The organism is Singulisphaera sp. GP187 (assembly GCF_900129635.1).
Taxonomy (GTDB): Bacteria; Planctomycetota; Planctomycetia; order Isosphaerales; family Isosphaeraceae; genus Singulisphaera.
This window is the reverse complement of the sequence record NZ_FSRB01000001.1, coordinates 441,345-455,101: the sequence shown is the minus strand read 5'-3', so window position 1 is coordinate 455,101 and position 13,757 is coordinate 441,345. Positions and strand designations below refer to the sequence as shown.

Annotated in this window: 9 protein-coding genes; 5 read left to right on the top strand and 4 right to left on the bottom strand. The window is 64.2% G+C overall.

Annotated features, from left to right (window positions below; translation table 11 throughout):
- The first annotated feature begins 158 nt into the window (after positions 1–158).
- The 5 genes from BUS42_RS01920 to BUS42_RS01900 all read left to right on the top strand — a co-directional run bounded on the left by BUS42_RS01920 (position 159) and on the right by BUS42_RS01900 (position 7,319).
- Positions 159–1,736 carry a sulfatase family protein gene (locus BUS42_RS01920; RefSeq protein WP_074304780.1) on the top strand — a complete coding sequence of 526 codons (1,578 nt, stop codon included), beginning with the start codon at positions 159–161 and terminating at the stop codon, positions 1,734–1,736.
- A gap of 171 nt (positions 1,737–1,907) precedes the next feature.
- Entirely contained in the window at positions 1,908–3,299 is a 1,392-nt protein-coding gene (locus BUS42_RS01915; RefSeq protein ID WP_074304778.1) for a DUF1501 domain-containing protein, read from the top strand.
- A 133-nt stretch (positions 3,300–3,432) separates the two neighbouring features.
- Positions 3,433–4,794, top strand: coding sequence for a hypothetical protein (locus tag BUS42_RS01910; RefSeq protein WP_074304776.1), 1,362 nt, complete (start codon positions 3,433–3,435; stop codon positions 4,792–4,794).
- Positions 4,795–5,048: 254 nt separating this feature from the next.
- Positions 5,049–6,086 (top strand): S1C family serine protease, encoded by a 1,038-nt coding sequence (locus tag BUS42_RS01905; RefSeq protein ID WP_074304774.1) that lies wholly within the window; start codon positions 5,049–5,051, stop codon positions 6,084–6,086.
- 228 nt (positions 6,087–6,314) lie between these two features.
- Entirely contained in the window at positions 6,315–7,319 is a 1,005-nt protein-coding gene (locus BUS42_RS01900) for a nuclease-related domain-containing protein (protein ID WP_254053247.1), read from the top strand.
- Positions 7,320–7,521: 202 nt separating this feature from the next.
- On the opposite strand, the gene ltrA is transcribed toward BUS42_RS01900, so the two are convergent.
- From ltrA to BUS42_RS01875, 4 genes are all read right to left on the bottom strand, one after another.
- Complete coding sequence (gene ltrA / locus BUS42_RS01895; RefSeq protein ID WP_083670024.1) at positions 7,522–8,853, bottom strand: group II intron reverse transcriptase/maturase; 1,332 nt, start codon at positions 8,851–8,853, stop codon at positions 7,522–7,524.
- 607 nt (positions 8,854–9,460) lie between these two features.
- Entirely contained in the window at positions 9,461–11,095 is a 1,635-nt protein-coding gene (locus BUS42_RS01890; protein ID WP_074304771.1) for a hypothetical protein, read from the bottom strand.
- Positions 11,096–11,168: 73 nt separating this feature from the next.
- Positions 11,169–12,095, bottom strand: coding sequence for an ABC transporter ATP-binding protein (locus tag BUS42_RS01885; RefSeq protein ID WP_074304769.1), 927 nt, complete (start codon positions 12,093–12,095; stop codon positions 11,169–11,171).
- Between the two features lie 301 nt (positions 12,096–12,396).
- Complete coding sequence (locus tag BUS42_RS01875; protein ID WP_074304764.1) at positions 12,397–13,755, bottom strand: efflux RND transporter periplasmic adaptor subunit; 1,359 nt, start codon at positions 13,753–13,755, stop codon at positions 12,397–12,399.
- Between the last annotated feature and the right edge of the window lie 2 nt (positions 13,756–13,757).

Sequence of the window (13,757 nt, the reverse complement as noted above, 5' to 3'; positions counted from 1 at the left end):
TGATGCGCTCCGAATCGTTCCCATTTCGATTGACGTGGGCCACCGGCTTCGGTCCAATAGCTGACCAATCCGACCGACATGATCCAGTTTCAGACCAACCCGACTTTGGTCGCACGGTCTTTCTGACGTGACTCCTCGGCCCAGGAACAAGTAACGCTATGAGGTCATTGCTCGCCCCCCTGCTCCTCGCGACCCTCGTCGGCTTGGTCGATCCGGTGGAGACCGTTGCCGCGGGCGGTCCGGACCGGCCCAACGTGCTGTTTATCATCTTCGACGACTGGGGCTGGAACCACGCCGGCGCCTATGGCTGTTCCTGGGTCAAGACACCGAATTTCGACCGGGTCGCTCGCGAAGGGATCCTGTTCAAGAACGCCTTCACCTCCAACCCGAAATGCAGCCCATGCCGGGCCAGTATCCTCACCGGGCGGAATAGCTGGCAGCTCGAGGAGGCGGCCTGCCACTACGGGATCTTCCCGCGCAAGTTCGCGGTCTACCCCGAGTTGCTCGAAGCGGCCGGTTATACGGTGGGCCTCACGGGAAAAGGGTGGGGGCCGGGCGATCATCAGTCCACCGGGTTCAAGCGCAATCCCGCCGGGCCGCTCTTTGATGAGCACACCACCCAGCCGCCGGCGTCGGGGATCGCCCGGACGGACTACGCGAAGAACTTTGAGTCGTTTCTCGGCAAGCGGCCGGCCGGGCAACCGTTCAGCTTCTGGATGGGATTCAAGGAGCCCCACCGCGGCTACGAACGCCACTCCGGCACACGGCTCGGCAAGCGGCCCGAGGACGTGAAGGTCCCCGCCTACCTGCCCGACCTCGACGTGGTCCGCGACGACCTGCTCGACTACGCCGTCGAGGTGGAGTATGCCGATGCGCAGATCGGCAAGGCCCTGCAAGCCCTCGAGAACGCGGGCGAACTCGAGCGGACCCTGATCATCGTCACGTCCGATCACGGCATGCCGTTCCCGAGAGTGAAGGGGCAGATCTTCGAGGATGGTTTCCACCTTCCGCTGGCGATCCGCTGGGGCGCGACGATCAAACCAGGGCGGGTCGTCGAGGATTTCGTCAACGTGCGCGACTTCGCGCCGACGTTCCTGGAACTGGCCGGCTTGCCGCCGCATCCGCAGATCACCGGCAAAAGCCTCGTCAACGTGCTCCGATCGCAAGCGTCGGGCTGGGTCGACCGCGACCGCAACGTGATGCTCGCCGGTAAGGAACGCCATGACCTCGGCCGGCCCTACGATTGGGGCTACCCCGCGCGTGCCATCCGTACTCCCGAGTTCCTCTACGTCCACAACTACTTCCCCGACCGCTGGCCGGCCGGGAACCCGGAGACCGACTTCGGCAACTGCGACCCGAGCCCCACCAAGGAGCTACTCAAGGCGATCGGTGGCGAGTTCTACGAGATCAGCTTCGGCAAACGACCGGCCGACGCCCTCTATCGCCTGACCGACGATCCGGAATGCGTCCGAAACCTCGCCTCCGACCCCGCTTACACCACCGTCATGGCCACCCTACGCGATCAAATGGTCAGCATGCTCCGCCAGGAGCAGGACCCGCGGGCGCTCGGCAACGGGGCGATCTTCGAGTCATACAAGTACGTCGGACCACGAGCCAAGGGATATGACGCCTGGCTCAAGGCTCATAATCCGGCCCCCGCGACGGTCCCCGTGGGCGACGACGACGCCCCCGCGAAGAAAACCGCCAAGAGGAAGAACCAGGCGGACGCACCATGAGTGCCCGTCTGATCCGTGCGGCCCGCACCACAAACCAGGTGCAAACGAGTCAGGCCAAGCACCGCCCCGAAAGAGTGCTGGATCTTTCGTCAGCAAATGTTAAACTACATTGTAAGGATGCGTGGCTGAGAGCGGGCTTTGCCTGATTCTGGCAACACCGGGAGATTGGTCATGGGCCAGCGTAGTTCGACTCGCAGTGGCGGCGAAGGCATGGCGACGCGACGCGACTTCCTCCAGGTCGGCTACTCGGGGCTGCTCGGGATGGGGCTCCCTGGTCTCCTGGCGGGTCGGTCCGCTACGGCGGCCACCGCCGGCGCGACCCCGGGACGGGCGAAGTCGGTCATCGTCATCTTGCTGAGTGGCGGCCTGGGCCAGCACGACTCGTTCGACTTGAAACCCGAAGCGCCCGACGGCATCCGGGGGGAATTCAAGCCGATCGATACGGCGGCCCCCGGCCTTCAGTTCTGCGAACACCTGCCCGGCCTGGCGGCTCGTGCCAAGCGGTTGGCGATCGTCCGGTCGATGTCCCACCCCGAGGGGAACCACCTCTGTGCGGTCCATCGGATCCTGACCGGGCATGCGTCGACCCCGCGGGGCGCTAGCGACCTCGACCGCGTCGCCTCACGCGACGACTTCCCCTGCTACGCGGCCGTGCTCGACAACCTCCGCCGCCGGAGCGACGGGATCCCGAACGGCGTGGCCCTGCCGACCCGCCTGGTCGAAGGACCGCTCACCTGGCCGGGACAGGACGCCGGCTTCCTCGGCCCCCGACACGACCCCTGGCAGCTCAAGCTCGACCCGAATCAAGCGGAATCCAAGGACGACAGCCTCGCCTTGCCGGACGGGCTCGACCCGGCCCGGCTCCATCGCCGCCGCCACCTGCTCGGCCAGACCTTCGTGGTTCCGCCCACCGGGGATGCGTTCGCCGACCAGCAGGACGCCGCCCTCGCCCTGCTCTGCAACGGACAAGTCGGCCGCGCGATGAGCGTGGAACGCGAAGATCCGCGCCTGGTCGATCGCTACGGCCGCCACTCGTTCGGCAAGTCGCTCCTGCTGGCCCGGCGGCTGGTCGAGGCCGGGGTGCCGATCGTGCAGGCCTCCATGGGGATCGTCCAGACCTGGGACACCCACACCGACAACTTCCCGCGCCTCAAGAACGACCTCCTGCCACCGCTCGACCGGGCGGTCTCGGCTCTGCTCGACGACCTCGAGGTCCGCGGCCTGCTCGACGAGACCCTCGTCGTCATGCTCGGCGAGTTCGGCCGGACCCCTCGAATTCATCCGCTCAAGCCGGGCGACGTCCCGGGCCGCGACCACTGGCCGGCCGTCTTCCCCGCCATGTTCGCTGGGGCTGGGGTCGTCGGCGGCCAAGTCATCGGCAAGTCCGACCGCCTCGGGGCCTACCCTATCTCGCGGAGCTTCAGCCCCCCCGACCTCGCCGCGACCATCTATAGTGCCCTCGGGGTCGACACACGCACCGAACTCCGCGACCGACTCGGACGCCCCTTGACCCTCTGCGCCGGTGAACCGATCGCGTCGCTCTACTCAACCGCGCCGGTCTGATCCCGGCGCATTCCCCACCACGCCTCTGATATTTGTCCTTGAGAGTTTCGCTCGACCCCATTACAATTGTCGTTCGCCCCGCGTGAGGAAGCAACTTCCAACCCGCATTGCGGTCAGCGAACGAGTTCTTGTCATGAGCGTCACGATCCTGGTCTGCCCCTGCGGGCGTCGGCTGAAGGTGGCGGGGCTCCCTCCCGGTAAGACGGGGCGTTGCCCGAGTTGCGGAGCCTTGATCCGGATACCAGGGGGCGAGCCCACAGCGCCACCGGCCGCCGTCGAGGACGACGAGTGGAACTGGGAGGGGACCTACGACCTGGGCCAGGCGGCGAAACCACTCGCGCTTCGCCCGTTCGAGCCGCCGGATCCGTCGCCGCGTCCGGTATTGGATCCCTGGCTCGACGATCTCGAGTTGCCTGACGCCAACGCGCCGGCGGCTGCTCCCGAGGGCGATGACCGGCAGGCCGACGATGAGTGGGGCTGGCATGGGACGGCCTACAACCTCGGCGCCGACATCGCCGCACCGCCCCCGAATGCCGCCTCGGTTCCGCCTTCGAGCGAAGGCGTCGTCGAAGGTCCCGTCCCGACCCCCGCCCCGATTGGCTGGAGCAAGGACGGGGAAGCAAAGGCGACCAACCGACCACCCCCGGACGCCTGGTGGCCTCTCTCCCTTTTCTACCCGCTCCGAGGCGCGGAAGGGGTGGCGATGGTGGTCACGCTCGGCCTGGTGTTCTGGGTCATGGCCAATCTCGTTCCGGAGTATTGCCTGTCGCTCCAAGACAGCGCCGAGGCCTCGGGAGCCGGACTGATGGGCATCCTCATCGGTCTGATCACGGCCTTGCCCTCGGTGATCTTTTTGCCGATAGCACTGCTCTACTGGATCCAATATCTCGCGCGGGTGCTGACCGCTTCATTCGAGGGGGAGACCTTGCCTCCGCGCCCGCCTGACCGGAACTTCGAGGGGCTCTTCGACGGCCTCGCGTCCTGGATGCTCTGGGGCGTTCTCGGCGTTTGCGTCGGATTCCTTCCGCTGACCGCCTACGTCGTCAGTGTGGAGGGGGGGCTCCCCTGGAACCCCGGCATCGCGATCGCTCTCGGCCTACTCGGGGTTCCCTACGCGCTGATGGCCTTGCTGATCGTCTTCCTGAACGACGACCCGCTGGAGGCAAAGCCAGGGGGCGTCCTGGGCGCCATCGGACACCGCGTCCCCTCGTTCTTCGGGCTCTGCCTGACGATCGGCACGATCGTCGGCTTGACCGCCGCCGCCTTCCTCGGCGCGTTCTTACTTCGGCCCAAGTTCTTCTGGCTCTACATCGGGGCGAGCCTGGCCTGCTGGTTGCTGACGGCCTGGAACTCGATCGTGGCAATGCACACGCTCGGCTCTTACTACGAATCACATCAGCAGGCTTCGCGTTCCACCCATCGCCGTCCGCGTCAGGGACAGACAGGCACCGCCTCCTCATCATCCCAAAACGTGGCGGCTCCCGCCGGTCGATAGAATCGCAGGGCCTCACGTTGGCGATGCGTTTTCCTGGGACGGTGGGCGGCCCGCCCGCAAGGAAATGGCATTCATGCACATGAAAAATTAAATTGCGGGCGGGACGCCCGCGGTCCCAGGGAAGATAAAGAATATCAACGGCCGATTCATCGTAGAGACCGCTTGGCACGTTGAGCAGGGCCAGGTGCGGACTTGTCCAGGCGGTTGCGGCTCCCTACAGTTCCTCTTGGACTTGGATACAAGGGGAAAGCACCATGGGATTCAGCAGTCTGGTTGGAGTGGCGGGCCCGGGGTTCGATCAATCCGAGGGGCTCGCCGATGCCGTGGGAACCAAGGCCACCGGGCCGAACGATGGTGAGTTGCTCGACGCTTATTCGCACGCCGTGATCCACGCCGCGGAGCGGGTCAGTCCGTCGGTGGTCCACATCAAGGTCGAGCATGGCGGCGGCGGACGGAACGGAGGACGAGGCAGCGGGTCGGGCTTCGTGTTCACCTCCAATGGGTACATTTTGACCAACAGCCATGTGGTCCATGGCGCCAGCCACGTCGAAGCGACTCTGGCCGACGGCCGCAAGCTCCCGGCCGACCTGATCGGCGACGATCCCGAGACCGACCTCGCCGTCGTTCGCGTTCACTCCCAAGGGCTCACACCCGTGGCGCTGGGCGACTCCCAGGCGGTGCGGGTCGGGCAACTTGCGATCGCGATCGGCCATCCCTACGGCTTCCAGTGCACGGTGACGGCCGGGGTCGTGAGCGCTCTGGGGCGAAGCCTGCGGAGCCGGTCGGGCCGCTTGATTGACGACGTGCTCCAAACCGACGCCGCGCTCAATCCGGGGAACTCGGGCGGCCCGCTGGTGAATTCGCGAGGCGAAGCGATCGGGGTCAACTCGGCCGTGATCCTCCCGGCCCAGGGCATCTGCTTCGCGATCGCCATCAACACTGCGAAATATGTAGCCGGCCGTCTGATCCGGGATGGTTGGGTGCGCCGGAGCCGGATCGGCGTCCACGTTCAGTCGGTCACGCTCCCTGCCCGCGTCATCCGTCGCCACAACCTCACGACCGAAGGCGGAGTCTTGATCGTCGCGATCGAGCCCGGCGGCCCCGCCGAACATGCGGGCATCGAAGAGGGGGACGTGATCGTCGGCCTCGACGGCCATGCGGTCGCCGGTATCGATGACCTGCACCGTTACTTGACCGACGAGCGGGTCGGCGTCCAGACACCGCTCACCGTCCTCCGCGGGGAAACAAGGCAAGAGCTTGCGATCGTCCCTCACGAAGTACGTGGGGGCTAGAGGTCCCTAATGCGGCATGTTACGTGTTGAAAACTTGATAGGCTGATCCCGAACGATGCGGCAAAGATCAAGCCGACACAAGGGATCACGATCAGAAACGCCGGAGGGGCTGGCTTTCATTGCAACGATGGTATCAAAAGCGGGATTCCCCCTGGCACGGATCGCTTCGCGAGCAGAGAATGGCGACTGATTCCGAGTCTCGCGAGGGGGGGGGATGCGATGGGTTTGATGAGCCGTTTGCACGAGTGGTCCGAACTCCAGAAGGTCAGGCCAGTCGAGGAGTTGCCCGACGTGACCGGGGGGAGGGACGGTGAGTTGCTGCTCAAACAGCTTGTCGGCGCTTCGTTCCAGTTCAAGAACGCCCATCTCCTCACAGGCCGGCGCATCCCCTCGAAGGGGCAAGGAAGGCGGCGTGAGATTGACCTGATCGTCTGCACCCCTCAAATGATCCACCTGATCGAGGTCAAGAACTGGTCGGGGCGGCTCGAGGTCCGCCAAGGTGCCTGGCGGCAGACGCGCCGGGGTGGGGATGTGGTGGATCATGGCAACCTGCTCGAGACGAACCTCCTCAAGCAAGACGCCGTGGTCGAGTACCTGCGTGAGCGCGGCGTCGCGCTCGACGACCGGACGATCCGCGGCCACATTGCCCCGAAGATCATCTTCACGAACCCCAACCTGCAACTGGAACAGGCGATCGAGGCTCGCCCCGACGTCATCTCGCGGCGGGAGTTGGACGACTACCTCCAAAAGCAGGCCGCGAAAAAAGGGCGGGCCGAGTCGATGTTCTCATCACTCATCGACTGCTGTCTGGCCCGGGAGCCAAAACCTGGCGAGAGCCTCGGATCCGCCACGTCAGGGCAGATCCCAGCCGCCCCGTACCAACAGATTGTTTCCTGTTTGACGGAGGTTGGGACCTGGGACCAACTCCAACACTACGGCGGCCGGGCCGTCACGGGAGACGTGGTAAGTCTGCGGCTGGGGGGGACAATCTTTCGGGTGGGAGAACTCAGAGAGAAGGCAGGATTGCGTCCGATCCGAGTCCAGTGGACCAGGGGTCGGTCCTGGGGCCTGTTCAAGGCGATCACGGGCCTGGGCGCACTCGGGAGCCTCAAGCTGGGAAGGACCAGGTTCAAACTCTCCACCACCGACACGGTGATGTTCCACGCGGTGGGCGAGCCAGAAACGACGGTCCGCAAGCTCGTCGACCTGCAACAGGTCGTGCTGGGGTCTTGAGGCGAGTTCGAGGACTGGGGATCGGCAACAACAAACAACACACTATTATTTTATATAACGACCCGTCATAGAGTGAGAAATCACCCTCGTTCCCACGGTCCTCCGTGGGAATGCCGATAGGGGTAGGGAGAGCGGATTACGCTCCCCCTCCCTCCAAACCGTACGGGCGGATCTCCCGCATACGGCTTTCCCGTTGGTGGTTTTACCTCAAAGAGGATTGACTGGCTAACTCATGGGCTCGTTCCAAGCTGAAAAGTCCATGGTCGGCAAAGAAGGCGTTGGGCCAACGTTGATGGTCGGTGCCACGACCGCGGCCTCGTTTCTTCATCCGTTTACGGAGCAGACTCCGCAGACGCATGCGGATCCAGCCGTCGAGTCGTTCAAACGTCCACTTGTGGCTGTGCTTGAAGTATTCAAACCAGCCACGAAGCGTTGGGTTGAGGCTAGCGATGATCGCGGAGAGGCTGCCCCCGGTCGTACGCGAGGTCTTCGTCCGGACCGTCTCCTTGAACTTGTCCAGGCTCTTCGGTCGCGGGCGGCGTGTGCCGTCCTCAAACCGGTAGCCCAGGAAGTCGAAGCTTTCGGTCCTGACGGCGATGATCCGCGTCTTGGTGGGATGCAGGGTCAGGCCGGCCGAGGCCGTCCACTCCTGCACCACCGCCATCGCTTGGGCCGCTTCCTCCGAGCTTCGACACAGGATCACGACGTCGTCCGCGTAGCGCACCATCTCGAAACCCGATTCGGCCATCAGGTGGTCGAGCGGATCAAGGTAGATGTTGCTCAACAGCGGGCTGATCACCGCACCCTGCGGCGTCCCCTGTTCGGGCGTCGATACCTCCAGGTCGTCGAGGACGCCCTGGTGCAGGAACGCGTCGATCAAGTTCAGCACCTTCCCGTCCGCTACCTTCTTGGCGACCAGCGCCAGCAGGCGGTCGTGGGGGATCGTGTCGAAATAGCTCTTCAAGTCGGCATCTACCACATGTGTGAATTCGCCTTTAAGCAGCTCGTCCACCCGCCGCAGCGCGTCCTTGCATCCCCTGCCGGGGCGAAAGCCGTAGCTGTGCGCGGCGAAGTCACGCTCGAAGATCGGTTCCAACACCTGCCGGAGTGCCGTCTGGACCACCCGGTCGCGGACGGTGGGAATCCCGAGCGGACGCTTCTCCTGGTTTCCTGGTTTGGGAATCCAGTGTCGGCGGATCGCTTGCGGACGGTAGGTTCCCGTACGCAGGGCGTCGCTGAGATCCTTCAGGTTCTCTTCCAGGCGGTCCTCGAACATCGTCACGGTCACGTGGTCCACGCCCGCGGCACCCTCGTTGGCGGCGACTCGAGAGTATGCCGTATACAGGGCGCGTTGCGGGTGGACCTTGTCCATCAGGCTATACCAGACTCCACCTTTGACCCCCTCGATGAGGGCCGTCAACATCCGCTCCGTCCAGACCGTCGGTTCGACCCAGACCCATGGGATCGGGATCTCTCTGGCGCGCCTAGCCCTCGCGGGCACTGCCTCCAGTTGGAATTCCTTCGCATCGGACATCGCGTCTCCACCTCCCTGCACCCCTTCGCTCCACCGGAGTTACCCGGCTTCTGCGCTACTATGGGTGCTCTGACTCCTGGACCCCCGGCTCTTCGTATCCTTATCAGGGACAATGAACACCGGCTTTGGCGAGGTCCAGGTCTCCCTGTGTTTCGTCATCGAACCTTCCGATCATTCCGTCTCCAACAACCTACTGTCGTCCCGACGCCATTCTGGGGTTTTGTGCGTCGGTCTTACCGGACCACATCACTGTGGACGCCCTTTCTGAGGGGCCATGCGTCAATTGGGCTTCGCCATCGAGGAGCAGGCTCGCCACGACAGTCGGCCGAATCGAGTTTACTTGCGTTACGGACTGATCGTTCACCTACGGTTGCTTCCCACCCCGCCTCGCGGCGACGCAGTTACCCTCGGTTACGAAGTGCCAGAACACTTCGGCAGGAACTCACACCCTGCGGATTCAATGCAATTACAGGCGCACTCCCCGACGCTCCGCGTCGTCTGGCCCTCGCAAGCCGAGGACGCAGATCGTCCCAGACTTCATTCCCACGGGGGACCGTGGGAACGAGTCGCGAGCGGCTTCCTCGCCCTGGATCGGGTCGTTGTTTTTTTACGCGATGTCGAGCGACGATTCAGACCGCTTCGGGGCATCGTCTGACGACTTCGCGGTGGGCTTTTCCGCGGCGAGCAAGCGGCGATCGAGCTTGCGCTGGGTGATGACGAGGAGATAGTTGAAGAGGAAGGCGAACGTGATCGAGGGCGCAAGTGCGGCGAGTTGGATCGTGTCAGCGCCGGGGAGCTTGCCCATGCCTGAGGACAGGGCGATACCGGGCAACGGGCTGAGGGCGAAGATCGCGATACCACGCGTCTGGTTGGTTCTTGCCATGCCCAGCATTGCGCCCGCCAGCAACGGGACGAGCCAGGCGAGAAAGAGGAAGAGAGTCATGAGCGCAAGCCCCGACGACCGGGTGCGAAGCGAAAAGAGCTGGAGGCCGAGACCGAAATAGGCCACCGTCAGGACGCCGATGGCGATCGGTCGCGAGAGTAACGCCTGTCGCGACGTCAGCCAGGCCTCGTCGGTCATCGCGTTGTCGCCGTTGTAGGACTTCCCGTTGACCGCAGGGCCGATGTACATCTCGTGAGCCCGTTGCCGGCCCACCACGTGGACGACCGTGGACGCTCCGACCATGACGAGCACGCAGAGGGCGAGCAGGGCGAGCCGATTGCTCCCCGAGTCCGACCAAAGGCTCATCCGCCGGCGGCCTTGACGCGCAGCCCTGCGCAGACCCTTGACATACTCACCCGCGTCGGGCGTGATCGCGATGGCCAGGATCATCGCCAGTAGCGAAAGAGCATAGACCGACGCGATCATAATAACGTCGACATGCGCCGGTTCAAAAGGAGAAGCCTCGGGCAGGATCCGCGCGAGGTTCCAGAGTCCGCCGATGAGCAAGGTCGTCAGGCTCGCCATGCAGGCGAGTGCTTGCGGTTTGGTGAGGGCGTGCGCCCGCTCGGCCGCCATCTTCCGTGACACCGCAAGGCCGACGAAGCCGAGGATCGGCATCTCGACAATCAGGACCCAGGCGAGCCAGGGGATCATGAACCCGAAGAAGTTCAGCATCCGGCTCTCTTCCAGCAGCCAGCGGGTCCCAAAATAGAAGCCGATCGACCCCATATATCCAAAGAAAATCATGCCAATGATCGTTACAATCGTCCCTTGGATCGAGCCGCGCGGCTTCTTGCGCGTCATGCAGCCGAGCATGGTGAGGGCGTGAACGATCCAGGTCGTGGTCAGCACCGCGACCTCGAGCTGGGCGAGCCAGAACAGGCCGCGCCACGGATCGGCCCCGTCCACATGGGAGGCGCTGAAGTAGGCGAACGGGAGCGTGATCGCGGCGAGAAAATATTCCCGGATCGGCGCCCCGAGGAAGAAGCCGAGAGTCACCACGCTCGGAGGCAAGGGAGAAACACGGTGAAAGTCGATCAAGCCGGTTTCTCGGACCCCGCCCAGCGACGCGTTGAGCTGGTGCGACCCGCCATACCAGAGGAGCAAGATCTGGCCCCCGAGGATGAGCGCGACGGCCGACTCATTCCCAATCCAGTGGTAGTATTCCCCCGCCCACACGATGCATGCGGTCAGGACCAGGACGATCAGGGCCCAGGACAACGCCTGCCCGACCCGAAGTCGGGCGCGACAGTGCTTGACCAGAATCGGGTTGTCGATCATGACCTGAGCCAAGCCCATGTTTCGTTCGCCCCCGCGCGATCCCATGCCCAGAAGAAGAAAAGAACAAACCGACACCCCGGCACTCGTCGAATCAGGAAAGCTCCCTGGCCCCCACCTTGAGGAAGAGTTCTTCAAGCCCCTCGCGCTTCCTCGAGAACGAGGCGACGCGCACTCCGCCTTGGATCAGGGCCGCAAGCAGGTCGCTTGCCTGCTCGGAGTCGCCACCGTAGCGGATCGAGAAGAGGCCGTCCGCTTGCTCGACCCGCTCGGCGAGCGGGTCGGACGCGACGATGGTGGCGAACGCTCCCGGGTCGCCCAGCACCTCGACGACCAGGACGGCGGCCCCCATGATCCGTTCCTGGATCTCGGCGATCGTCCCGCTGACGACCATCCGGCCCCGCTCCATGATCGCCACGGACGTGCAGAATTCCGACATCTCGGAGAGGATGTGGGACGAGATCAAGACCGTTTTCTTCTCGGCCGCCAGCGCCTTCACCACATTCTTGAGGTCGATCCGCCCTTGCGGGTCGAGGCCGCTGGCCGGCTCGTCGAGCATCAACACTTGCGGGTCGGGGATCAGCGTCTTGGCCAACATCAAGCGCTGACGCATCCCGCGCGAGAGCTCGACCACCATCGCCCGCCGCTTCTCGGTCAGTCCGACCAGGGCCAGGGAACGGTCGATGACCTCGGGACGCTCGGCGCGTGGCACGAAATAACTGGCGGCGAACAGGTCGAGGAATTCCCAGCACATCAGGTCGTCGTACATCGGCGGGAAGTCGGGCATGAACCCGACCACGCGGCAGGCGTCGCGCGGGCGCTCACGCATGTCGACCCCGGCCAGTTCGATCTCACCGTAGGTCGGTTCGATCAGGCCGAGGATCGCCTTCATCGTCGTCGTCTTCCCCGCCCCGTTCGGGCCGATCAGGCCGCAGACCTCCCCCGGCCCCACCTCCAGCGACAGGTCACTCACCGCGCAGACCGAGTCATAATCAATGCGGAGGTCTCGCACCCGGATCATCACCCGTCCTCCCTCGAACCTATCCTCATGACAAGGGCCCGCCGCCTGTCCCTGGTCGCATCAAGGCCGGAACCGGCGGCGCACTTGCTCATCACCGCGCTCTCTACGCGAGTGGTTCGCTCCGCGAAGCAATTCCTTGACTGGCCAGGTTCGCTTTCTCCAAGAAAAAGGTGAGCTCTGCCGCCCGAGGACGTGAACATACGCTTCCATTCAAACGACCGGGCCGGCCGGGCTTCGAAGCGGAAGCACGGCCGGCCCGTGGAGTAACAACGACCTAATCGGCCGCGGAGCGAAGACTCACTCAATCCACGCCGGTGTTCTCGTGCGACGGCGCGCCCGTCTCGAGTCCACGCGAATCATCGTGGATCTGGGCGAGGATCAAGGCCCCGACCGACACGACGGTTTCCCCCGCCTTCAGACCGTGATCGATCACCACATGATCGTCTTTTTCCTGGGCGACCACGACCCGCCGGCGCTCGTACTTCTCCCCCTGCCCCGGGTGGTGCACGAAGACGCAGTAGCGGCCGTCGTCAACGAGCAGAGCGGTTCGGGGGATGACCGTACGACCGGGAACCGGAGGAATTTCCAGCATTCCCCGCACGAGCATATCCGACTTGAGCTGCTGCCCTGGGTTCGGGATCGACGTCCTGATCTTGACGGCGTGCGTATCGGGGTCCACCCGGTTGGAGATCAACTCGACCTTGCCATGAAGCTGATGCTCGAGGAACGGGAACCGGACCTCCCAGGACTGCCCGAGCTTGACCAGGTCGAGGTCGCTCTCAAAAACATGGCCCCAGACCCAGAGGCGGTCGAGCGGAGCGATCACGAGCAAGGTATCGTTGTCGTCGTAGAGGTTCCCCGGGACCACGTCGCGCTCGATGACGAAGCCGTCGGCCCTGGAGCGAAGCGTGACCCGGGCCTTGTTGGCCCCCTCCTCTTCGTCGACCTCGTTGACCTCCGCATCGGAGAGCCCGTAGATCAGAAGCTTGTCACGCGCCACCTCATATTCGCGGCGGGTCTTCATCTCGTTGTTCTTGGTTTCGTCGTAGAGTTGATGCGAGATCGCGTTCGACTTTAAGAGCGGCTCGCGGCTTTTGAGCAAGTTCTGATCATACAGCCACTGGATGCGCTCGATCTGATAGTTGCTCTTGGCCTCGGCCAGATCCTTGCTGTAAAGCTCAATCAGTGGCTCGCCCTTTTTCACGGCCTGACCGACCGACACATGGACCTTGTCGACCCGCCCCTTGAACATCGGGCGGACCTTGGTCAAGGTGTCGGTCATATAAGCCGTCGTGCCGAGCAATTCCAGACGCATCGGCTTCGTCTGAGCCTCCACTTCAACCGTGGTCAGCCCCATGGCGGTTCGAGCACGGTCGGTCACCGTGACGAACCCGTCCCAGGGCACGGTCGACTCCAAGGACACCGGTGCGACGATCGGGTGTTCCGAGTGGGCCTTGCCTGCGCCAGCGACCGATTGCCAGAGGCGACGAGCTTCATCCGGATATCGGGTCGCAAGATAGCCGCCCCCCCCGACCAAAGCCAGCGCCACCGCGGCCTTCAGGAACTTGGGAAACGACGACCGACCACGCGAGGACAACGGCGGCCCCGGTTCGATCCGGTCCGAGGAATGGAGCGGGGTCTGGGTCTGGGAAATCGCCATGA